General features: G+C 74.5%; 5 protein-coding genes (1 of these 5 cut by a window edge). All 5 read right to left on the bottom strand.

Annotation, left to right across the window (positions count from 1 at the left end):
• Positions 1–87 precede the first annotated feature (87 nt).
• Tightly spaced (at most 50 nt apart), the 5 genes in view from fabD to ACO0M4_RS02730 form a layout consistent with a single transcriptional unit that may run on beyond the window.
• Positions 88–3,459, bottom strand: coding sequence for an ACP S-malonyltransferase (gene fabD / locus ACO0M4_RS02750; protein ID WP_430367916.1), 3,372 nt, complete (start codon positions 3,457–3,459; stop codon positions 88–90).
• Positions 3,456–9,458: an amino acid adenylation domain-containing protein gene (locus tag ACO0M4_RS02745; protein WP_430367914.1), complete on the bottom strand. Its 6,003-nt coding sequence runs from the start codon at positions 9,456–9,458 to the stop codon at positions 3,456–3,458. The genes fabD and ACO0M4_RS02745 overlap by 4 nt, the downstream gene beginning before the upstream one ends.
• A gap of 50 nt (positions 9,459–9,508) precedes the next feature.
• Entirely contained in the window at positions 9,509–13,123 is a 3,615-nt protein-coding gene (locus ACO0M4_RS02740; protein WP_430367912.1) for a beta-ketoacyl synthase N-terminal-like domain-containing protein, read from the bottom strand.
• A 16-nt stretch (positions 13,124–13,139) separates the two neighbouring features.
• The gene (locus tag ACO0M4_RS02735) at positions 13,140–21,986 is read right to left on the bottom strand and encodes an SDR family NAD(P)-dependent oxidoreductase (RefSeq protein ID WP_430367910.1); all 8,847 of its coding nucleotides are present in this window, start codon (positions 21,984–21,986) and stop codon (positions 13,140–13,142) included.
• Positions 21,983–24,118, bottom strand: partial view of an amino acid adenylation domain-containing protein gene (locus ACO0M4_RS02730; RefSeq protein WP_430367908.1) — the 3' end only. The gene runs 21,210 nt beyond the window's last position; 2,136 of the gene's 23,346 nt are visible here — the last part of the coding sequence; its start codon lies beyond the right edge, outside the window — the gene reads right to left on this strand; the stop codon is at positions 21,983–21,985. Before ACO0M4_RS02730 ends, ACO0M4_RS02735 begins: the two co-directional genes overlap by 4 nt.

Raw genomic sequence — 24,118 nt, 5'->3', positions numbered from 1 at the left:
GGTCGTTCCCTCTTCCCTTGCTGCCCGGTCTCCGCACGGAGGTCGGGGTCATTCGACAGACGAGGAGCTTTGTGCGTCGGGCGCGGTTCACACGGCGGTGAACCGGGCCGCTCGTTCGCGCAGCAGTGCGGCGGTCTCGGCCATCAGGTGCTCGGCGACGGTGTCGGCGTGGCGTGCCTGCCAGGGCGCGAGGACGGTGCCGCGCACCCAGGAGTTGAAGGCGCCCATGGCCGGTCCGCAGTAGATCAAGTAGTCGACGGTCCGGCCGGGTTCGCCGCGTTGCGCGAGATGGAAGCCGCGGTCGAGGTAGGTCCGGAAGGCGTCGGCCATCGTCCGCTTGGGGTCGCCGCCGGCCGCCGTGCTGGCCGCGGGGAGCGGTCCGCGCAGGAACTTCTCCTCGATCTGGGCCCTGGTCGGGGCGTCGAGGTCGGCCAGCGAGTCGTGGCGGCGCCACAGCTCGTGCAGCTTGCCGGCGCGGGCGGGCAGGAACACGCCGCGCTTGACCACCTGCGCCCGCACGCCCAGCTCGAACATCTCCGGGGCGGGCGCGAGGGCCACGTCGTGCACGTCGAGTTCTTGGAGCAGGTCCTTGACGGCCGGGCTGGTGGCCGCCTCCGGGGTGCACTGGTTGATCGAGCCGGTGACCACGAAGTCCGCGCCGAGCAGGAACGCGGCGGCCGCGGCCTCCGGGCTGCCGATGCCGCCGGCCGCGCCCACGTGCACCCGCGGCCCGGTGCCGGACGCCGCGTCCCGCAGCCGCAGCACGGTGGGCAGCAGGGTGGTGAGGCTGCCGGGCGCGTCGTACCAGCCGGATCCGGTCTCCACGCACAGGTCGTCGGCGAGCGGGAGTTCCGCGTAGCGCGCGGCGTCCTGCCCGGTCAGGGCGCCCGCGTCGACCAGGTCCTGGACGAGGGGGCGGGGCGCGGGCGCGAGGAACGTGGCCGCCATGTCGGTGCTGGACACCTTGGCGAGCACCCGGCCGCCGCTGAGCCGGTACTTGACGAGGGCGGGGGTGACGCGCAGGAAGCCGGACGCCTCGACGGTGCGCACACCGGTGCGCAGGAAGAGGTCGACCAGCGCCATCTCCCGGGCCGGGTCGGCGTGTTGGTGGAGCAGGTTCGCGCCGTAGACCCCGTCGGCACCGAGGTCGGCGCGGACCGCTTCGAGGCCCGCCGCGACCTCGTCCAGGGACAGTCCGCCGGTCCCGAAGAAGCCCATACCGCCCGCCTTCGCCAGGCGCACCAGGAGGTCCGGGCCGGACACCCCGCCGTACATCGAGCCGGCGAGGTAGGCGTGGCGCAGGCCGTAGCGTTCGCGGAAGGTGTCGGCGCCGAGCGCCGCGGGCCGGGCCGCGGCGACGGCCTCCGCGACGAGGACCTCCGCGACGACGGCCGACGGTGCGGGCTGGACCGCGGGCGCCTGGACCACGGGTTCGTGGACAGCGGGTTCGTGGACAGCGGGTTCGTGGACCACGGGTTCGTGGACAGCGAGGGCCTGGACTACGGGCGCCTGGGTCGCGGGCGCCTGGACCGTGATCTCGGGGACCGTGATCTCGGGGACCGCGGGCGCCTGGGGCGTCGGTGCCTGGAGCGTGGGCTCTGCCACGATCAGCGGCTCGGCCTCGGCCTGGATCTTGGTGACGAGCTTGCGCAGCACCGCGCCGGGGCCGAGCTCCTGGAACGCGAAGTCGCCCTTGCCCATGAGGTACCGCACCGTGTCGGTCCACCGCACCGGCGAGGCGATCTGACCGGCCAGGAGCTGCTTCACCTCGCCGGGGCCGTACGGCCGGGCGTGCACGTTGGCGAGGACCGGGACCGCCGGGTCGCGCAGCGTGAACCCGTCGAGGTAGGCGGCGAACTCCTCGGCGGTGTCGCGCAGATAACGCGAGTGGAAGGGGGCGCTGACGTTCAGCGGCACGTAGTGCGCACCGAGCTCCTGGAACACCGGCTTGGCCAGGTCGATCTGGTCGGCGGGCCCGGCCAGCACGAACTGGGTGGGCGCGTTGTGGTTGGCGATGTCCAGGCCGGTCAGCCCGTGGTCGGCCAACGTCCGTTCCACCGTGGCCAGATCACGGCCGATGACGGCCGCCATCCGGCCGCCGCCGGCCCGGCTCATCAGCTCGCCCCGGCGGGTGACCAGCCGCAGCCCGGTCTCGAAGTCGAAGGATCCGGCGGCGAACAGCGCGGCGTACTCGCCGAGGCTGTGGCCGACGAGGTAGTCCGGCGGCTCGGGGTCCTCGCGCTGGGTGCGGAGCCAGGTCAGCGCGCTGACCACGAAGAGCGCGGGCTGGGTGAACTGCGTCCGGCTCAGCTCCCGGCGGGGGTCCTCGACGCACAGTTCGCGGATCGAGTACCCGAGCACCGAGTCCGCGAGCGCGGTCTGCTCGGGGAACTCCTCGAAGAGCTCCTTGCCCATCCCCTTGGCCTGGCTGCCCTGGCCCGGGAATCCGTACACCTTCATGACGCCGTCCTTGGATACGGGGTGGGATACGGGGTGGGATCGGCCCCGCGGGGGCACCGCGGCGCGCACGGCGGCCAGCGAGCGGGTGTCCTCGCCCAGCGGGCTGAGCAGCGGCAACGACCGGGAGCGCGAGGTGGCGGACAGGCCCTTGCGGGCGAAGTTGTGCAGGGTGCCGGCCGGTCCGAGGTCCAGGTACTGGAACGGGCCGCGCTGCTCCAGCGCCGCCAGGGTCTCGGCGTAGGCGATGGGTTGCCTGGTCGCCCGCCACAGGTGGTCGACGGTGACCCGGCCGACCTCTCCCGCGCTGGCGCAGGAGACCACGGGGATCCGCGGCGGCCGCAGCTCGGTGTGCGCCATGGTGGACCGGAACACCGGCTCGCCGGCGTCCATCAGCCGCGAGTGGAAGGCGTATCCGACCGGGACCCGCTGGCACACCACCTGGCGGCCCCGCAGCAGTTCCTCGGCCGCGACCAGGTCCTCCTCGGCTCCCGAGAGCACGAAGTGGCCGGGGTAGTTCCGGGCGGCGATCTCGGTCCGCTCGCGCAGCAACGGGACGTCCTGGTGCAGCGCCACGTCGTCCAGCACCGCGAGCATGCCGCCGCGCGGGGCGGCCCGCAGCGACCTGGCCTGGCGGACCAGCAGCCGCAGGCACTCGTCGGCGTCGAGCACGCCGGCGAGGACGGCCGCGGTGAACTCGCCGAGGCTCGCGCCGAGCAGCAGATCGGGCTCGATGCCGTACGCGATGAGGGTTTCCGCCAGGGCGAGTTCGACCATGACGATCGCCGGGTGGGTGAACTCGATGGCGTCGAAGGGTTCGCCGCGGCTGCGGCCGGGGGCGTACAGGGTCGCCAGCACCGACTCGCCGAGCTCCGTGGCGGCCGCCGCGTCGAGGCGGTCCAGGGCACGGCGGAACACCGGTTCCGCCTGGTACAGGGACCAGCCCATCCGGCTGTACTGCGAGCCCTGTCCGGAGAACTGGAAGACGACCGGCCGGCTCAAGCGCGTTCACCGCCCTGCTGTTCGCGGATCTCCGCGACCCGGAACTCGCCCTCGTGGAAGACGCCGAGGCTGGGCGGGACCGGCCGGTCCGTCAGGGCGGCGTCGGCGAGTTCGCCGACGGGCCGGTCGAGGCCGTCCAGCATGGCTTCGAGGACGGACTGGAGCCCGAGCAGGAGCCGGGTCGCTCCGGCGTCGGTGACCTGGTCCCGGTGGTAGGAGAGGTGCACGGTCACGACGTTGGTGGGGAACACGTCGAGGCGCAGCGGGAAACCCATCTTGGAGACGAAGAACGCGGTGCCGGAGCGCTCCATGGTGTCCACGCCGACGTTCTGGAACACGATGTAGCTCTCGCAGGGCAGGGCGCCGGCGGGCAGGTCGCTCCAGCCGAGGACAGTGTCCAGGGGCGTGGTCTCGTGGCTGCCCATCTCGACGAGGGCGCCGAAGAGTTCCCTGAGGAACTCCCCCGCGTCGTGGCCGCGGTCCAGGCGGGTGCGCAGCGGCAGGATGTTGAAGGCGGGACCCACCATCGTGGAGAGCGCCTCGGGGTCGGCGACCGGCGAGGACCGGCCGGCGAGGAGCACGCCGTGCACCACGTCGTCGGACGCGGTGTAGGCGGCGTTCACCAGCGCCCAGGCGCCCTGGAACAGCGCGTTGAGCGGGAGGTGGCCGCGCTGCGAGAGACGCCGCAGGCCCAGGGTGGTGTCCCGGTCCAGGGTGATGATCTGGCGGGCGCAGCCGTCCTCGGCGGGGCCCGCCGGCAGCTGCTTGCGGAGCCCTTCGGACAGGGCGGTCGGCCGGGTGAGGCCCGCCAGGGCACGCCGCCAGTACTTCTCGGCGGGCTGGTCCGGCAGCGCGCGCACGCCGTCGACGAACGCCTTGAACGGCAGCCGGTCCACGGCCGGGCTCGGGGCGCGGCCCGCGGCTGCGGCGTCGAGCAGTTCCTGGAGCCGGTCGGTGACGATCTCGAAGCTCCACCCGTCCAGGCAGAAGTAGTTCAGGCTCACCACGACCAGGGCGGTGTCCGCGTCGAGCAGGGCGACCAGGTAGCGGAGCCCGGAGGCGTTGCCCAGGTCGACGCCGCGCTCGCGGTCCGCGGCGAGGTAGGTCTCCAGCCGTGCGTCCTGCTCGGCACCGGGCCGGCCGCGCCAGTCGGCGAAGGTCGTCTCTGGGGTGGCCTCCTCGTGCACCACCTGTACCGGTTCCGCGAGACCTTCCCAGGCGAAGGTGGTGCGCAGCAGCGGGTGTTCGCCGATCAACTGCCGGAAGCAGTCGACGAAGACGTCCTCGCTGAACTCGGACACCCGCAGCAGCTGCATGCGGTGAACGAGGAAGAGGCCGGGCTCCGGGCGCTCCCGCCAGGCGCCGAGGGCCCACTGCTGGAACGGGGAGAGCGGGTAGACGTCGACGACGCCCGGGGCCTCGGACAGCGCGCGCAGGGCGGCATCGGCATCGTCCGGCCCGGCGGTCGCGGGCGTCGTGGGCGCGGCGGTGCCGGCCGCGGCGGCCTGCTCGTCCAAGGCGGTGGCGAGGGCGGCGATCGTGCCGTGCCGGAAGATCAGCTGCGGCGCGAACTCCAGCCCGCGCTGTCGGGCCTTGGCGACGACGTGGATGGTGTGGATCGAGTCGCCGCCGAGCTCGAAGAAGTTGGTGTGCACGCCCACGTCGTCCACGCCGAGAACCTCCGCCCACACCTCGGCGAGGGCGTGCTCGGTGGGGGTCGTGGGCTCCGCGGAGGCGCCGTCGACATCGCCCTGGTCGAGCACCGGCGGCAGTGCGTCACGGTCGAGCTTGCCGTTGACGCCGACCGGCAGGGCGCGCAGCGGCAGGAACGCGGACGGGATCATGTAGTCGGGCACCCGGTCCTTGAGGTAGCTGCGCAGTGCGCGCACCAGCTCGGCGCCGGCGCGGTGGAACGCGGGGTCGTTCGTCAGGCTCTCCGGCGCGTGCGGCCCGTCCGCCAGGGCGCGCTCCAGGGCGAGCGGGTCGGTGCCGGTGCGGCTGAGCAGGACCGCGTAGCTGCCGTCGGTCGCGTCCGGCATCCAGGTGACGGTGACGGTGTGGCCGGTGTCCTCGCCGAGTTGCCACCACTGCTCCGGGTCCACGTGGGTGCCGGGGTCGAGCGGGGTGTCCCGGACGAGTTCGCCGACGATCTCCTCGGCGTCCCGGTCGCGGAGTCGGTCCTGCTTGAGGTGGACCGCGGCGAGGCGGGCGTTGGGCACGCCGAGCACGACGAGCGCCTCGGGCCGCTCCTCGTCGAGGCGCCGGCGCACCGCGGCGAGGCCGCCGCTGTCCGGCCAGTCGAGGGTGACGACGTCCGTGTCGCGGTCGGCGGCCGGCGTTCCGACGTGGAGGACGGCGTCGTAGCGGTAGCGGGTCAGTTCGTTGTCGTGGCGGCCGCGGCGCAGCTGTACGTCGATGCCGCTGACGGTCGGGCGTTCCTCGCGCAGCGCCGTGAAGAAGGCGGGGTGCACGAGCAGTTCCTGCTCCTGGCGGGCCTGGCGGGCGATCCGGCCGCGCAACCGCCCGACGGGGAGCTTGGCGGTGGCGCGGCTCAGTTCGACGTCGGTGTGGAAGGTGTCGAGCAGAGCGAGGTTGCGCAGGTCGCCGACGAAGACGGCGCCGTCGCCGGTCAGGCTGTCCAGGGCCTGGCCGAGGACGGTGCGCAGGTAGGCGGCGTCGGGGAAGTACTGGACGACGGAGTTGAGGATCACCACGTCGAAGGGCTCGTCGGAGAGTCCGGCGACCTCGTCGGCGGCGCGGTGCGAGAGGGTGACGCCGGCGAGCTCGGGGCGCGCGTCGATCAGTCGGGTACGGACGAAGTCCAGGGCGGCCGCGGAGATGTCGGTGCCGTGGTAGCTCTCGCAGTGCGGGGCGATGCGGGAGAGCAGCAGGCCGGTGCCGCAGCCGATCTCCAGGACGCGCCGGGGCTTGAGGGCGAGGATGCGGGCGACGGTGCCGTCGACCCACTCCCGCATCTCCTCGGCGGGCAGCGGGTCGCCGGTGTAGCTGCTGTTCCAGCTGATGATGTTGAAGTCCGCCTCGCGCGGGTCGCCGTCCTGTGCGTAGGCCCGGTCGAACACCTCCGCCCACTGGGCGACCCGTTCGGTCATCGGGTCCTCGTCGGACTCCGCCACGGCGGGTCCGGTGCCGGGCACGACGTAGGCGACGAGCTGTTTGTGGTCGGGTTCGTGTGCGTCGTCGCGGGTGACGACGGCCGCCTCCTGCACGTCCGGGTGCTGGGTGAGCGCAGCCTCGACCTCACCGGGCTCGATGCGGATGCCGCGGACCTTGACCTGGAAGTCGGCGCGACCGCGGTACTCGATCGCCCCGTCGGGCAGCAGCCGGGCCAGGTCGCCCGTCTTGTACAGCCGCTCGCCCGGGGCGCCGAACGGGTCGGGGACGAAGCGCTCCTCGGTGAGCTCGGGCCGGTTGTGGTAGCCGCGGGCCACCTGTACGCCGCCGATGTGCAGTTCGCCGACGACGCCGACCGGCACCGGGTTGAGCCGCTCGTCGAGGATGCGGACGCGGGTGTTGGCGATGGGGTGGCCGATGGGCACGATGCCGCGGGCGTCGCCCGGCACGCACTGCCAGGAGGTGACGTCGACGGCCGCCTCGGTGGGGCCGTAGAGGTTGTGCAGCTCCGTCTTCGGCAGTCGCGCGAAGAACCGCTCCTGGAGGGCGAACGGCAGGGCCTCGCCGCTGCACACGACGCGGCGCAGGTCGGCGCAGTGCGCGGCGAGGTCGTCCTGGCCGAGGAAGACCTGGAGCATCGACGGCACGAAGTGGGCGGTGGTGACCCGCTCCCGGCGGATCACCTCGGCGAGCCTGGCCGGGTCCTTGTGCTCGTCGGGGCCCGCGACGACCAGGGTCGCGCCGGTCAGCAGCGGCCAGAAGAACTCCCACACGGAGACGTCGAAGCTGAACGGCGTCTTCTGGAGCACCCGGTCGGTGCCGTCGAGGCGGTAGCGGTCCTGCATCCACAGCAGGCGGTTGACGATGCCCCGGTGGGTGTTGAGGACGCCCTTGGGCTGCCCGGTGGAGCCGGAGGTGTAGATCATGTAGGCGAGGGTGTCCGGGCCGGCGCCGTGCGCTACCGGCTCGTCGGACTCCTCGGCGAACTCCGCCCGGCGGGTGTCGAGGGCGACCACCTCCGCGTCCGTCGGGGGCAGTGCGGCCACCAGGTGTTCCTGGGTGAGGACGAGGTCCGGGGCCGCATCGTCGAGCATGAACGCGCGGCGGCGGGCGGGGTAGTCCGGGTCGATCGGGACGTACGCGGCCCCCGACTTCAGGACGCCGAGCAGCGCGACGACCAGGTCGACGGAGCGTTCCGCGCAGACGGCGACGAAGCGCTCGGGGCCCGCGCCGCGCCGGCGCAGCCAGGTGGCGAGCTGGTTGGCGCGGCGGTCCAGTTCCGCGTAGCTGATCCGTTCGCCGTCGAAGACGAGTGCCGGGGCGTCGGGGGTGCGCCGGGCCTGGTCGGCGATCAGGTCGGGCAGGCAGCGGTCCGCGCCGTCGAAGGTCCGGGCGGTGTCGTTCCACTCCTCGACGATCTTGCGGCGCTCGGGCTCCGGGAGCACCGGGAGCCGGGAGACGGCGAGTTCGGGACGGTCGACGGCGGCTTCCACCACGACGCGGAAGGCGTCCATCAGGCGGCGTACGGTGCCCGGTTCGAAGACGTCGCGGTTGTACTCCACCTCGACCAGGAGCTCGTCGGCGCAGTCGACGACGCTGATCCACAGGTCGAACTTGGAGGTGTCGATGCGGACGCCCTCGATCGCCTCGATGACCAGCTCGTCGCCGGGCTTGAGTTCCCGGGCGGGCAGGAAGTTGAAGCAGACCTGGAAGAGCGGGTTCTGCGAGAGGTAGCGCTCGGGTTGCAGCGCGTCGACGAGGACCTCGAACGGCACCTCCTGGTGCTGCTGGGCGCCGTTGACGACCTCCTGCACCCGGCTCAGCACCTCGCGGAAGTCCGGGTCACCGGACATGTCCGTCTTGTAGACGAGGGTGTTGACGAACATGCCGATGAGCGGCTCGATGTCGACCTGGGTCCGGTTGGTCACCGGTGAGCCGACCGGGATGCCGCTCTGGCCGGTGTAGCGGTGCAGCAGCACGTTGAGCGCGCCGAGCAGCAGGACGAACAGGCTGACGCCCTCGCGGCGGCACAGCGTCTGGAGTGCGGTGCGCAGGGAGTCGGGGTAGACGTCCCTGAGGTCGCCGCCCTCGAAGGTCTGGAGGGGCGGCCGCGGCCGGTCCAGGGGCAGCTCCAGGTTCTCCGTTCCGTCGCCCAACTGGCGCCGCCAGTAGTCGAGTTGGTTTTCCAGGCGGTCACCGGAGAGGTACTGGCGCTGCCAGACGGCGAAGTCCGCGTACTGCACGCGGAGGTCAGCGAGCGGGGAGGGTCGGCCCGCGGCGAACGCTTCGTACAGGGTGAAGAGTTCCTGCCAGAACAGGCCGAGCGACCAGCCGTCGACCACGACGTGGTGGGCGTTGAGCAGCACGACGTGCAGGTCGGGTGCGAGCCGGTAGAGGGTGATCCGCAGGAGCGGACCGGTCGCCAGGTCGAACGGCCGGCGCCCCTCGTCGAAGATCAGCGCGTCGAGCCGGCCCGGGTCGTCGGTGACGTCGACCAGGTCGATGGGGACGCGGACGTCGTCGAGGATCTCCTGCCACGGTTCGCCGTTCTCGCTGGGCAGGCGGGTGCGCAGCGACTCGTGCCGGCGCACCACCTCCTCGGCGGCCCGCTCTAGGACCTCGCGGCGCAGCGGCCCGCGGAGCCGGAAGCTCATCGGGACGTTGTAGGCCGCGCTGCCGGGCACCATCTGGTCCAGGAACCACAGCCGGCGCTGGGCGAAGGAGAGCGGCGGGCGGTCGTCGGCCGGGCGGCGCGGGATGCCGGTGCCCCCCGAGGCGCGGGCGGCACCGCTCAGCTTCTCCAGCAGGGCCCGCTTCTGCGGGGACAGTTGCGCCTTGCGCGAGGGAGCGAGGTCTTCGCTGGACATGGCGGGCAAACTCCTCTGTGTCATCGACGGCGTCCCGGGCTCTCGCCGGTTCACGCAAGCAGGGTGCTGATGGTCTCTTCGGGCAACTCGTCGATGCGGTCGATCAGTTCGGTTTCGAGCAGCCGCACCATGTCGGCCAGGGTGCGGGCCTGGAACAGCTCGCCGAGTTCGAGCTCGATCGGGAAGCCGCTCTTCAGCCGGGAGATGATCTGGGTGGCCAGGATCGAGTCGCCGCCCACCTCCTGGAAGTCGTCCTCCGGGCTGGCCGTGGTGACGCCCAGCACCTCGCGCCAGGCGTCGATCACCAGTTCCTGGAGCGAGCCGCCGGCCGGCTCCTCGGGTGCCGCGGCCTCGGAGGCCACCTCGGCGACCGGCTCCGCCACGGGGACGGTGGCGGCCGGGGGCTTCGCCGGGGCGTCGGCGACGGGCCGGGGCGAGGTGGTGCGCGCCGCCTCGGCGGAACCCTCCAGCGCCCCTTCCTTCTCGGCCAGGACGACCGCCTGGTACGCCTGGTCCTCGCGCACCGGCGCCGGCGACAGGCTGCGCACCGCCCGGTATCCGCCGCGCTCCAGCGCCTGCCGCCACAGGGCGACGCTGAGCAGCGGGGAGCCCGGCAGCCGGCAGTCGTCCTCGAAGGCCCACCAGCCGCCCATCAGGCCGAAGGTGAGGGTGAAGAAGTCCTGTGCGCGGGTGGTCTCTAGGAGAATCAACACGCCGCCGGGGCGCAGGAGTTGCCGGGCGTGGGCCAGGGTGTCGTCGATGTTGCGGGTCGCGTGCAGCACGTTGCAGGCGAGTACGACGTCCTGGCTGCCGGCCTCGAAGCCCTGCTCGGTGGGCGAGGACTCGATGTCCAGCGGCGCGAAGGTCACGAACGGGTGGTCCTTGCCGTACTGGTTGCGCCCGTACTGCGTGAAGCCGCGGGAGATGTCGGTGTAGACGTAGCTCAGCCGCCCGTCCGCGGCGTCCAGTGCGGGCAGCACCTTGGCGGTGGTGCCGCCGGTGCCCGCGCCGATCTCCAGGACGGAGACGGTGGCCTCCGGGTCGCGCTCGCGGCGCGCCCGGACGTACCGCGCGACGAGCCCGGCCACCAGGCCGTTGGTGTCGCCGTCGCTGTGGTAGACGGCCTCCACGGCGTCGAACGAGCCGCCGGGGAAGAGCACCTCGTGCGCCTTGCGGCGGCCGGTGAGGACCTCGGGGAACTCCTCCAGGCAGATCGTCAGGAGGTGGAAGTACCCGTCCATCTCCGGGTAGTCGGCGGTCACCTCGCGCTTGAGCGTCGCCAGCTCGTCCTCGCCCCAGGTCAGCGTCGACGGGTCGGTGACCCGATCGGTGGTGACCAGTTCCTCGCCGTCGGCGCGCAGGTAGCCGCCGTCGGTGAGGACGCCGAGCAGCCCGTGGAACAGCGCCGCGTGGTCGTCCACCACGCCGAGTCGGCGGGCCAGGTCCGCCTCGCGGTGGCGTTCGCCCGCGGCCGTGAAGACGTCCATCCGGCGCAGCGAGGCGAACAGCATCCGCTGGCAGACCTGGGTCAGCTCGCGCACCATCACGTCGGAGCGCAGCGCGGCTTCGAGGTCCCCGGCCGACGGGTCGGACCGCAGGTGCTCCTCGGCCGCCGCGTCGAGCGCGCCGAGGACGGACGGTACGGCGCCGGGTTCCGGGTGCGCCGGGGCGTGGTCCCGGCCGGCCGTTCCCGGGGCGGTGCCGTCGGCCCAGACGTGCGGGAAGACGTCGCGGACGAAGGGGTGTCCGGGCAGTGCGAGGCGTCGGGGCGCGCTGCCGGTGTGCAGGCGCGGCCAGTCCACCGTGGCGCCGGTGACCCAGGCAGCGGCGAGGGCGTCGGCGTCCCGGCCGGCGGCGGCCGGGGCCGGCGCTCCCGGGCGGCGGTCGGTGACCTGTCCGCGGTGCGCGCCGGGCACCTCGGTGGCGCCGCCCGCGAACGCGTCGAGGGCGGCGGTCAGTTCGTCGACCGTGCCGGCGGCCACCGCGAGTCGTTCGGGGAACGCCTCGCGGCCCACCTGGAGCGTGTACGCCACGTCCAGGAGCGGCGCATCGTCGGGTCCGGCCGCCCGCAGGTGGGCGGCGAGCGCCCCGGCCTTCTCGCGCAGCTGGGCCTCGGTCTTCGCGGAGAGCGGGACGAGCTGCCGGCGCCGGGGCACGGCCCGGGCGGGGCGCTCGGGGGCGGTGTACTCCTCGATGATCACGTGGGCGTTGGTGCCGCTGTAGCCGAAGGAGCTCACCCCGGCCAGGCGGGGGGTCGTGCCGTCGGGGGTCCACTCGGCCAGCTCGCGGCTGACGTAGACCGGGCTGTCCTCGAAGTCGGCGTGCTTGTTCTCGTCGCGGAAGTTGGTGGCCGGGGGGAGTTGGCCGTGCCGCAGGCACAGCAGCACCTTGATGGCGCCCAGCACGCCGGCGGCGCCCATGGTGTGGCCGATGTTGGCCTTGATCGAACCGATCGCGCAGAACTGCTTGCGGTCGGTGAACTCCGCGAACGCCTCGGTCAGTCCGTGCACCTCGATCGGGTCGCCGAGGCTGGTCCCAGTGCCGTGCGCCTCGATGTAGCGCAGGCGGTCCATGGCGATGCCGTTGCGGTGGTAGACGTCGCGCAGCAGGGCGGTCTGGGCGGGGGCGCTGGGCGAGGTGATGCCGGAGGTCCGGCCGTCCTGGTTGGTCGCGCTGCCGCGGATGACGCCGAGGATCCGGTCGTTGTCCCGGACGGCGTCGGAGAGCCGCTTGAGGACGAGTACGCCGACGCCCTCGCCGACGAGCATCCCGTCGGCGTCGGCGTCGAAGGGCCGGCAGGCCCGGCCGGGCGAGACGGTGCCGAGGGCCTCCATGGTGACGAAGGTCCCGGGGTGGTTGGCCACGTACACCCCGGCGGCCAGCGCGAGGTCCGACTCGCCGGACAGCAGCAGTCGCCGGGCGAGGTCGACCGCGACCAGCGACGACGAGCAGGCGGTGTCCACCGTCATCGCCGGGCCGCTGAGGTCCAGTTGGTAGGCGAGGCGGGCGGCCATGATGCTGGTGTCGGAGCCCATCAGGGCGTGCGCGGAGTACTCGGCCTGGGGCGCGAGCCCGGTGCTGCCGACGATGGTGGCGACGGAGCGGCCGCGCAGCGTCGAGGCGTCCTGGGCCGCGTCCTCCAGGGCGTGATAGCAGGATTCGAGCAGGACGCGCTGGGCCGCGTCCATCGCCGCGGCCTCGCGCGGGGCGATCCGGAAGAAGGCCGGGTCGAAGAGCTCGCTGCCGGAGAGGGCGCCGTAGCGCGGCGGGGCGGCGTCCGGGAAGTGCTCGCGCAGCAGTCCGAGGGCGACCGGGTCGTCGACCTCGGTGGTGCGGTCCGCGCCCTGGCTGATCACCTCCCACAGTTCGTCGGGGTTCTGCGCGCCGGCGGTGCGGCAGTGCATGCCGATGACGGCGACGGCCTCCGGCGGGGCCTGTCGGTCGAGCTGGGTCCGGAGGCGTTCGACGAGCCGGTCGAGGTCACCGGACTCGGTCACCGCGCTGGTCGGGAGGGCCGTGCCGAAGTGCGCGTTGACCGCTTCGGTCAACGCCACGGCCCGGTCCAGGCCGAGGTCCTGGAAGGAGGTCCGGTTGACCGCCTCGGGGGCGGCATCGAGGACGCGGGCCACGAGGTCCGCCAGCGCCTGCTTGACGTGGGGCGACATTGACTCTGTTTCTCCTTCAGCTCCGCGCGGCGCGCGGCTGCGCGGTGGTCTCGGCCAGGTGTGCCCGGTTGGTCTGCAGGCGCTCCTCCTCGGTCGAGGAGGTCTGCTTGCGCAGGTGGAACAGGCGGTGTCCGATCCAGCCGTGCCGCAGCGGCCCGGCGAGGTCGGGGTCGGTGTCGGGGTCCGCGGGGTCGTGCGGGAGCAGGTGCTCGATCACGAACCGGTTCCGGGCGAACACCTCGGCCCAGGTACGTGCCGTGGGGACGCTGATCCCGGCGCCGGCGTCGACCAGGTCGCCGCTGAGCGTGCACAGGACGTCCGCGAGGAGGACCTGGCCGCCGTCCACGACCGCCGCGTCCAGGTTCGCGAAGAGCGCCTGCTTGTCCTCGACGCGGTAGCAGCCGCCGACGCTGTACGCCAGGTCGTAGGTGCCCGGGAAGGGGTCGAGCGGGCCGCCGGCGTGGCAGACCTCGGCCCGGTCCGCCAGGCCGCGTGCGTCGATCTCCCGCTCGGCGGTGCCGACCAGTTCCTTGTCGCCGGTCACACCGTGCACGACGAGGTGCGGGTGGTCGGCGGCGACGGCGAGCAGCGCTTCGGTGTCGCGGCAGCCGAATTCCAGTACGGCACCGAGCTGTTCCAGGTCCGCGCCGGCGAGCAGCAGCCGGTGCGGGGCCGGGGGCGCCTCCCGGTCGCCTGTCGGCGCGGGGGATCCGGCGGCGGCCGGAGTCGCGGCGGGCGCGGGCGCGGCCGGGGCGGCGGGCTTGCGGCCCCCGCGCCCCGTGGTGAGCCGCTGCCGCAGGTAGGCGGCGAGCGCACCGGGCGCGGGCTGGTCGAAGACCAGGGTGACCGGTAGGCGCAGGCCAGTGGCCCGGTTGAGGCGGTTGCGGAGCTCCACCGCCGTCAGGGAGTCCAGGCCGAGTTCGACGAAGCCGGCGTCGGCGCCGACCGTCGCCGGGTCGATGACCAGGACGGAGCCGACCTGCCGGCACACCAACTCCAGGAGCACGGCGTACTGCTCGTCCTCCGGGAGGTTGGCCAGGCCGTCGAGACCGTCCAGACCCAAGCCTGCGCCGCTGTCCGGTGCGGCGGCGGACGCCGCCCGGGGCACGGTCTCCAGCAGTGCGCGGTGCAGCGGATGGCCGGCGCCCGCGTCGGCCTGGGTGCGCAGCGCCGCCAGGTCCAGGCGCATCGGCACCTGGAGCGGTGCGTCGGCGCCGCGCGCCAGGTCGAACAGCGCGAGCCCGTCCGCGGACGGCAGCGGCAGCAGACCGCCGCGGGCCATCCGCCCGGTGTCGCCGTCGCTGAGGTGCTTGGTCAGGCCGGTGGCCTGCTCCCAGTAGCCCCATGCCAGGGAGGTGCCCGGCAGCCCCTGCGCCCGGCGGTGCTGGGCGAGGGCGTCGAGGAAGGAGCTGGCCGCGGCGTAGTTGGACTGGCCCGGGTTGCCGAGCACGCCGGCCGCGCCGGAGAAGAGCACGAACTCGGCCAGGTCCGTCCCGCGGGTCAGCTCGTGCAGGTTCCAGGCGCCCTCGGCCTTGGGCCGCAGCACCCGGGCGAGCCGGTCGGGGGTCAGCGCGTCGAACACCCCGTCGTCGAGGTCGCCGGCGGTGTGCACGACGGTGCCGAGCGGGTGCTCGGCGGGCAGCGCGTCGAGCACCTCCGCGAGGCGGTCGCGATCGGCGACGTCGCAGGCCACCACGGTCACCCGGGCCCCTGCGGCGGTGAGTTCGGCGGTCAGCTCGGCCGCGCCGGGGGCTTGCGGGCCGCGACGGCTGAGCAGCAGCAGCTGCCGGGCGCCGCGCTCGGTCACCAGGTGCCGGGCGAGCATGCCGCCGAGGGTGCCGGTGCCGCCGGTGATCAGCACGGTGTGGGCCGGGTCCGGCCGCCGCGGCACCGTCAGGACGATCTTCCCTACGTGCCGGGCCTGGCTCATGAACCGGAAGGCGTCCGGGGCGCGCCGCAGGTCCCAGGTGCGCCGGGGCAGATGTCCGAGGACGCCCCGCTCGAAGAGGTCCACGATCTCGGCGAGGATCTCGCCGATCCGCCGGGGCCCGGCGTCCACGATGTCGAACGCCCGGTAGCGGACGGCGAAGTGCGCGGTCGCGACCTGGGCGGCGTCGCGGATGTCGGTCTTGCCCATCTCCACGAACCGGCCGCCGCGCGGCAGCAGCCGCAGGGACGCGTCGACGAACTCACGGGCCAGCGAGTCGAGGACCACGTCCACGCCGCGGCCGCCGGTGACGGCCCGGAACTTCTCCTCGAAGCCCAGGTCGCGGGAGGAGGCCAGGTGGTCGTCGGGGACGCCGAGGTCCCGTACCGCGTCCCATTTGCCCTCGCTCGCGGTGGCGAAGACCTCCGCACCCAGATGCCGGGCGAGCTGTACCGCGGCCATGCCCACACCGCCCGCGGCGGCGTGCACCAGGACCGCCTCGCCGGCCGTGAGGCCGCCCATGTCCACCAGGCCGTAGTAGGCGGTGGCGAACGCGACCGGGACCGCGGCGGCCTGCTCGAAGGACCATCCGCGCGGCATCCGGACCACGGTGTGCGCGTCGGCCACGCAGACCGGGCCGAGGCCGCTGGGGAACAGCCCCATCACCCGGTCCCCGACGGCGAGGTGGGACACCTCGGCGCCGACCTCGGTGACCACGCCGGCCCCCTCGGCGCCGAGCGTCAGCTCCCCGGGGTACATGCCCAGCGCGCCGAGGACGTCGCGGAAGTTGAGCCCCGCGGCCCGCACCTCGACCCGCACCTGACCGGGCGTCAGCGGCGCTTCGGCCGCGGGCCAGGGCAGCAGCGCCAGGTTCTCCAGGGTGCCGGCACCGGCGGTGTCCAGGCGCCAGGCGGTGCCGTCGCCCGGCGGGACCAGCGCACCGTCCGAACCGAGCCGGGCCAGCCGGGGCACCGTCGCCGCTCCCGCGCGCAGGGCGAGCTGCGCCTCACCGGCGGCGGTGGCCGCCGCGACCGCAGCGGGCAGCGCGTCGGTCGACGCCTGCGCACCGTCCACGTCGACCAGGAGCAGCCGCTCGGGGTTCTCCGCCTGTGCGGCCCGCAGCAGACCCCACACCGGGGCGTGCACCAGGTCCTCGACGTCCTCGCCGACCTGGGTGGACACCGCCCGCCGGGTCACCACCACCAGGCGCGCCGCGGCCTGGCTCTCGTCGGCCAGCCAGTCCTGTACCAGGCCGAGCACCCGTGCGGTGGCGGCCCGGATGCCGGCGGCCAGGTCGTCGGGCCGCCCGGTGGACAGGGACAGCAGCGCCGTCCCGCCGGCACCGGCGTCGGACACCGCGTGGCCGGCGCGGCGCAGGTCCGCGGCCAGGCCCAGTTCGTCGGGGCCGGCCGGGCTCCACGTCCCGGGGCCGGTGGCGGCCACCGGCAGCGGGGTCCAGTCCAGGTGGAGCAGGTCATCGGGCAGGGCCTGGCGGACCGGGCCCGGGCGGCGGCCGGAGATCGGGCGCAGCACCAGTGAGTCGAGGACGGCCACGGGGCGGCCGGCGGCGTCGGCGACCGCGGCCGAGACCGCGTCGGTGCCGGCGCCCGTCAGCCGCACCCGCACGGTGGCGGCTCCCCGGCCGAACAGCTGCATGCCGGACCAGGAGAACGGCAGCAGTCCGCCGCCGTCGCGCACGAAGCCGCCGAAGCCCATGGCGTGCAGGGCCGAGTCGAGCAGCGCGGGGTGCAGGCCGTAGCGGCCCGCGTCCCGCTCGTCGTCGAGCACGGCCTCGGCGAACACCTCGTCGCCGCGCCGCCAGACCGCGCGCAGCCCGCGGAACGCCGGGCCGTAGGCGTAACCGGCGTCGGCCATCACCTGGTAGTAGTCGTCCACCGGCACCGCTTCGGCGCCGGTCGGCGGCCAGACCGCGAGGTCGAAGCCGGCGTCCGGCTCGCCGGGGGCGAGCAGTCCGGCGGCGTGTCGGGTCCACGGCCGGTCCTGGTCCGGGTCCGTCCCGCCGGGCCCTTCCGCGGGCCGCGAGTGGACCTCGACCGGCCGGGCCCCGGTCGCGTCGGGGGCCTGCACGACGATCTGGAGCCGCGCGCCGCCCTGCTCCGCCAGGGTGAGCGGCGCCTCAAGGGTGAGCTCCTCCAGCCGCCCGCAGCCCAGGCCCGCTCCGGCGTGCAGCGCCATCTCCACGAAGCCGGTGCCGGGGAACAGCACCGTGCCGGAGACCGCGTGGTCGGCGATCCAGGGGTGCGTGGCGAGCGACACCTCGCCGCTGAACACCGTCCGGCCGTCGGCGAGCGGGACCACGGAGGTCAGCAGCGGATGGCCGGTCGTCTCCTGGCCGGTGGCCGGGCCGGCCGCCTCGGTGGGGCGGGCCGCCGGGGCGGTGTCGTCGACCCAGCAGAGCCGGCGCTCGAACGGATAGGTCGGCAGTCCGGACGTCCGCGCGGGGGTGTGCGCGTCGTACAGTCCGGCCCAGTCGACCGCCGCGCCGCGCGCCCACAGGCCGGCCACCCGGCCGAGGTCCCGCTCGCGCACGGCGGCGTCGAGTCCGGTGGTGTCGATCCGTGCCGCGGTGGCCGCGAACACCGCGTCGGACGGCCGGCCGCGGCGCCAGCGGGTGAGGTGTCCGCGGAGCTCCTCGACGCCGGAGACGACGACCGCGAGACGGTGCGTCAGGTCCACCCGGCCGACCTGGAGGGTGTACGCGAGGTCCGCGAGGTCGATCGCGGGCTGTTCCAGGAGGAAGTCCAGCCAGGTGTCGACGTAGGCCCCGAGCCGCTCCTGGGTGTGTGCCGACAGGGTGAAGAGGACCGGTCCGCGGGTGGCCGCGCGGGCGCGGGCCGGGGGCTCGGGGGCCTCCTCCACCACGAGGTGCGCGTTGGTCCCGCCGCCGCCGATGCCGGTGATCCCGGCCCGGCGCGGCACCGGGACGCCGTCCACGACGACCCGGTCCCACGACACCGGGGTGCCGGACAGGGCGAAGGGGAGCCGGTCGAGGTCGATGGCCGGGTTGTACTCCGCCGGGAGCCTGGTCGGGGGCAGGGTGCGGTGCTTCATGGCCAGCACGACCTTGAACAGCTGCGCCATGCCAGCGGACGCCTCACCGTGGCCGATGTTGGGCTTGACCGAGCCGATGCGGAACTGCCCGTCGGCGTCCGGCCGGTCCGCGAAGACCTGGGTGAGCGCCGTCATCTCGACGGCGTCGCCGATCTCCGAGCCGTTGGCGGTGGCCTCCACGTAACCGACCGTCCGCGGGTCGATCCGCGCGTCGCGCAGCGCCGCCCGGATCACCTCGGCCTGCCGCTGGGCGCTGGGGCTGGTGAACCCGATGGTCCGCCCGTTGTGGTTGACGGCGCTGCCGCGGATCACCGCGCGCACCGGGTCGCCGTCGCGCAGCGCCTGCCGCAGCGGCTTGAGCAGTACCGCGCCGACGCCCTCGCCGGGGACGATGCCGCTGGCCTCGGCGCCGAACGACGCGCAGTCGGAACGGTCGGAGAGCAGCCCCACGGTGGCCAGTTCGACGTACGTGGACGGGTGCAGGTAGAGGTTGACGGCCCCGGCCAGGGCCAGGTCGCAGCGGCCCGAGCGCAGGCTCTCGACCGCCTCGTGCAGCGCCACGTGCGCCGAGGAGCAGGCGGTGTCGACGGCCTTGCTGGGTCCGCCGAGGTCGAACTGGAAGGAGACCCGGTTGACCATGTCGCCGAAGGAGGTGCGGGGCATCTCCAGCCGGCCTTCGGAGCCGAACCGGGTGAAGCCGTGCTTCGCGCCGCCCGCGAAGACCCCGATGCGTCCGCGGACGTCGGCGGGGAGCTTGGACGGGGCGTAGCCGGCGTCCTCCAGCGCCTTCCAGCACTCCTGGAGGAACAACCGCACCTGCGGGTCGGTGTTGCGGGCCTCCTGGTCGGTGAACTGGAACAGCGCGGGGTCGAACGCGTCGAAGCCGTCCAGGAAGGCACCCCACTTGGAGGGGCTCTTGCGGACCACGTCCGCGCCCTCGGGGCGCGGGTCGTAGTGCTCCCGCCAGTCCCAGCGGCGGTGCGGGATCTCGGTGACGGCCGAGCGTCCGTCCATGAGCAGCTGCCAGTAGCGCTGCTGGTCGGGCGCGTCCGGGAAGGTCCCGCTCATCCCGATGATCGCGATGCCGTCCTCAACGTCGGCCCCGGCGGCGTCCGTGGTGTCGCCGGCGGTGTCGCCCGCGGCCCCGGCGGCGTCCGCGTCCACCGCGACCTCGTCAACTGACGCCGTGCGAACGGCTGCGGGGACGCTTTCGGCGCTCGCGACGGTCTCGGTGACCGGGACGGGAACGGCGTCGGGGGCGGGCTCGACGGCCGGTGCGGTCCCGGCGGCGGGGACGGCGGCCGCGTCACCCCAGCCGAGGAAGTCCCGGCAGGCGTCCGGGAACCGCTCGACCAGGTGCCCGGCCACGCCCTCGACCTTCGCGAACTCGAAGAACAGCGTCCGTGAGGCCGCCGGGAACGCCTCGCTCAGCAGCTGGTTCAGCCGCGTCCGGGTGATCGAGTCGATCCCGTAGCGGTCCAGCTGCTCCGCGGGGTCGACCCCGCCCTCGGACGCGCCGATCAGCTCGGTGGCCAGCCGCGCGATCCGCTCCTCCAGCGCCGGGGCCAGCCGCTCGGGGCGCTGGTCGCCGCGCGGCGCGGCGGACGGCCCGGCCTGGGCCGGGGCGGGCGGCTCGGGGCGGCGCTCGGCCACCGGCCGGAGGGACTGCGGGCCGGCGGGGACGGCGGCGGTGATGCCGTGGCGGTCCTTGGCGAACGGGTAGCCGGGCAGCGGCACCCGGCGCCCCGTTCCGCCGTGGTGCAGCCGGCGCCACTCGATGGGGCCGCCGCGCACCCACAACTCCGCGACCTGCGCGAACTTACCGCGCTCCAGCCACTTGCCCACGGCGTCGCGCAGCTCGTCGTCGTCGGCGAAGAGCCGGACGACCTCGCCCCGCCCGTCGGCCTCGCCCAGCCAGCAGTTCTCCGGGAGCTCCTGTCCCGAGGCCAGGGCCCGCAGTCCGGCCAGGAGTTCGTCCCGGTCACGGACGACCAGCACGGCGCGCGCCGCGAGTTCGGCCCGACCGAGCTGGAGCGTGCGCGCCACGTCGGCGAGCGACGGTCCCGCGTCCGCGGCGCCGGGCCGCTCACCGTCGGCGTCCCCTTCGGCGTCCGCCGCGGCGAGCAGGCGCGCCACGTCCCCGGCGGTACGGCCCTCGTGGAGCGCGTCGGCGTCCAACTGCGGGCCGAACGCGGCCTCCAGGGCCTCGCCGAACCGGGCGAACTGCTCCGGACGCACACCGTAGGCGTCCAGGCGCTCGTCCGGGTCGATCTCGTCGGCGGCGACGCCCAGGACGTCCGCCAGCACCGCGCACACCTGCGCGGGCGCCACCGGCTGCGGGGCGGGCCGCGGCGGCGCACCGGCGGCGGGCGCCGCCAGATGCGCGGCGAGGGCGTCCGCGGCGGCGCGGAGCCGCTCGGTGGTGCGCGCCGACAGCGGGACGATCTGCGGTCCGCCGGCGGCGTCGTCGGTACGGTCCGCCGCGTCGGCGGGCACGTACTGTTCGACCACCACGTGGACGTTGGTCCCGCTGTGCCCGAAGGAGTTCACCGCGGCCATCAGCGGGGCTCCGGAGGTGCTCCGCCACGGCCGGGCCGTCTCGTCCGGGACGAAGGCCGAACCCTCGAAGCCGATCAGCGGGTTGAGGGTGCGCAGGGTCGGCATGCCGACCAGCCGGCCGTGCCGCATGGACAGCAGGACCTTGATCAGTCCGACGACTCCCGCGGGGGCGCCGGTGTGGCCGATGTGCGCCTTGGCGCTGCCGATGGTGCAGAACCCCCGCTCGTCGGTCAGCCGCCCGAACGCCCGCACCAGCGCGTTGGCCTCCACCGGGTCGCCGAGCGCGGTCCCGGTCCCGTGGGCCTCGACGTAGCCGACGCGCTCGGCGGGGATCCCGAAGCGCCGGTAGACATCGACGACCAGGTCCTCCTGGGCGGCCCCGTTGGGGGCGGTGATGCCGTTGCTGGCCCCGTCCTGGTTCATGCCGGTCGCCCGGATCACGCCGTGGATGTGGTCGCCGTCGGCGAGCGCGTCGGAGAGCCGCTTGAGGACGACGACGGCGACCGCTTCGGAGTAGACGGTGCCGTTGGCCTCGGCGTCGAAGGTGCGGCACTGTCCGCTGGGCGACATCGCGCCGCTCTCGACCAGCAGGTCCAGGCCCCGCGCGTCCAGGCCCGCGTTGACGCCGCCGACCAGCGCGAGGGACGACTCCCCCGACCGCAGGCTGTGGCAGGCCAGGTGCACCGCGGCCAGCGCGGACGAACAGGCGGTGTTGACCACCAGTGCGGCGCCGCGCAGGTCGAGGAAGTACGAGAGGCGGGAGGCCACCAGCGCGTCGGAGGCGCCGGTGAACGACTCGTGCGGGTAGCCGGTGGGTTCGGCGCCGATGAACAGTCCGGTGCGGGAGCCGGCGAGCTGCTTCGGGTCGAGGGCGGCGTCCTCCAGCGCGTGCCAGCTCTCCTGGAGCAGCAGCCGCTGGTGGTGGCTCATCAGGTCCGCCTCGTGCGGGCGGATGCCGAAGAACTCCGCGTCGAAGCAGTCCCGTTCGCCCAGTGCCCCGCCCCAGCGGTAGCCGCCGGGGTCGTCCGGGGCGAGGTAGTGGCCGGGCAGTTCGCCGTAGGTGACCCGGCCCTCGGTGAGGCGGTGCCAGAACTCGCTGGTGTCCGTCGCCCCCGGGACCTGCCCGGACATGCCGATCACGGCGACGTCCAGCATCTGCGGACGGTCCGGGTGGCCGGCCACCGGGGGTGCGGGGGTCGGCTCCGGGGCCGGGCGGTGCGCGTCCAGCAGACCGCGTGCCTGCTCGGCGCCGACCGCGCCCCGGGCGTAGCCGTCGAGGATGTCCCGGAAGTTCGCGCTGCTCATCGTTGCTCCCTCGTGGCCAGTTCGGCGTCGAGCAGGTCCAGCACCTCCGCGGCGGAGAGCTCTCCGGCCGCGAAACGTGCCTCCAACGTCACGATCAAGTCGTCCGGTGCGGGTGGCGCCGGCGGTGCTGCGGGCGCCTGCGGCGCGGGTGGCGCCGTGGGCTCCGGTGGGGCGTCGGCCGTGCCGAGCAGGCCGGTCAGGTGGTCGGCCAGCCGGTCGATCGAGGAGAACTCGTACAGGGCGGCGGCGTTGAGTTCGACGCCCAGTTCCTCGGCGATCTGCGTGACGAACGTCGAGCCGGTGATCGAGTCGACGCCCAGATCGGCGAAGGCCGTCGAGGGCGACAGGTCCTCCTTCGGCACCCGCAGCGTCCTGGCGAGCCGCTCGACCAGCAGCCGGCGGATCTCCGGGCGCCGGCCGGCGGACCCGGACGGGGCGCCCGCGCTCGGGCCGGCCACGCTCGGGCCGACCGGTGCCGTGGGGCGGGCCGCCAGCGCGCGCATCCCGATGACCTGGCGGTACCGGTCCGCGCGCAGCAGCCGCACTGCCGTGTCGAAGCAGGCGGCACCTTCGCCGTCGTCGAGGAAGCCCAGCGTCGGGTAGTCGCGTGCCGCCTCGCCGAACGAGGCCCGCCAGGCGCCCCAGTTGACGATCCCGACCGGGAACGCCGCGGTCCGGCCGACCGAGCGGGCGAACGCGTCGGCGAAGGTGATCCCGGCCGCGTAGGCGGCGTGGGTGCCGGCTCCGCCGAAGGAGAACGCCTGGGCCGAGGAGAAGTAGCAGAGGAAGTCCAACGGCTCGTCCGCCACTGCCTCGTAGAGGTGGCGGGTGCCCGCCGCCTTCACCTCGTAGTGCGCGCGGAACTCGTCCTCGCCGAGGTCGGCGAGGGCGCCCGGCGCCCCGGTGATCCGGGTGGCCCCGGCGAACAGCACCCCGTGGACCTCCCCGAGCAGGGCCTTCGCCCCGGCGATCGCCTGCCGGGCCTGTCGCGGGTCGGTGACGTCGCCCTGGACGTAGCCGATCCGGTCGTCGTACAGGGCCGCGCGCACCGCGGGGTCGCTCTGCGGACGGCGCCCGACGCAGACCACCTTGGCGTCGTACCGGTCGATCAGATGACGGCTGATGATGCGTCCCACGAACCCGCTGCCGCCGACCAGGACGTAGTTGCCGCCCGGCCGGATGCCGGGCAGTCCCGCCTGCGCCGCCTCGGCCGGCGCCACCGGGAGGACCTCCTGCCGGTACCGGCGTCCCGCGCGCAGCGCGATGAGGTCGCCGGCCGGGGCCGGGGGCTCGGTGGCCACCGCGGCGGCCACCGCGGCGCGGCCGTCGGGGGTCGCCAGTTCGGCGCTGGACACATCGAGGTTCCGCACCGCGAACCGCCCGGATTCGCGGGCCAGGAAGTAGGCCAGCCCGGCCAGGCCCGCACCGCGCGCCGTGCTGTGCTCCCCGTCGACCGACTGGGTGTCCTGCGTGACGACGGACAGGTCCGTGCGTGCGGCGGGGTCGCCGTGTCGGAGGGCCTTGACCAGGCGGAGCAGGGCGAGTTCGGGCGCGGCCGCGGTGTCCGGGCCGAGGGGGCCCGGGCCCGCGACGAGGTGGACCCGGTCGGGTGCCGGTCCGGCGAAGGTGAAGGCGAAGGCGTCGTCGAGGGGGCGCTCGGTCACCTCCGTGGCGCCGCCGGTGCGCCGGTAGTGGTCGGCCAGGGCCGTGGCGAGCGTGGCGCCCGGCGCGTCGGTGACGATCAGTACCCGGCGCGGTGCCGGCCCGGCGGCGGGCACCGCCTGGGACGCCACCCAGCGCGGCACGGTGAGCAGTCCCTCCGGCGGGACGACCGGCGCGGTGCCGGGCGCGTCCGCCGGGTGGTTCGCCCGGTCCGCGGGCAGGCGGTCCGGCACCGTAGCCGGCGCGGTGGCCGGCACGGTGGCCGGCACGGTGGCCGGCACGGTGGCCGGCACGTCCGCCGGGCGGTCCGTGCGGCCGGTGGGCACCCAGTGGCGGTCGCCGGCGAACGGGTAGGCCGGCAGGCTGACCCGGCGCGGCCGGTCCGTTCCCCACTGGGCGGCCCAGTCCACCGGGGTGCCCTCGGCCCAGCGCCGGGCGGTGGCGTGCGGCTCCGTCCCGGACCCCGTCGG

Origin of the sequence: Streptomyces sp. RGM 3693 (genome assembly GCF_050471125.1) — a bacterium.
Classification (GTDB): Bacteria; Actinomycetota; Actinomycetes; order Streptomycetales; family Streptomycetaceae; genus Streptomyces.
The sequence above is the reverse complement of the archived record's forward strand: the minus strand, read 5'-3'. Positions and strand labels throughout refer to the sequence as shown.

What these genes read in the sequence shown, in the direction of transcription:
- ACO0M4_RS02745 (WP_430367914.1), bottom strand. Translation starts at nt 9,458, where the DNA reads ATGTCCAGCGAAGACCTCGCTCCCTCGCGCAAGGCGCAACTGTCCCCG.
- ACO0M4_RS02740 (WP_430367912.1), bottom strand. Translation starts at nt 13,123, where the DNA reads ATGTCGCCCCACGTCAAGCAGGCGCTGGCGGACCTCGTGGCCCGCGTC.
- ACO0M4_RS02735 (WP_430367910.1), bottom strand. Translation starts at nt 21,986, where the DNA reads ATGAGCAGCGCGAACTTCCGGGACATCCTCGACGGCTACGCCCGGGGC.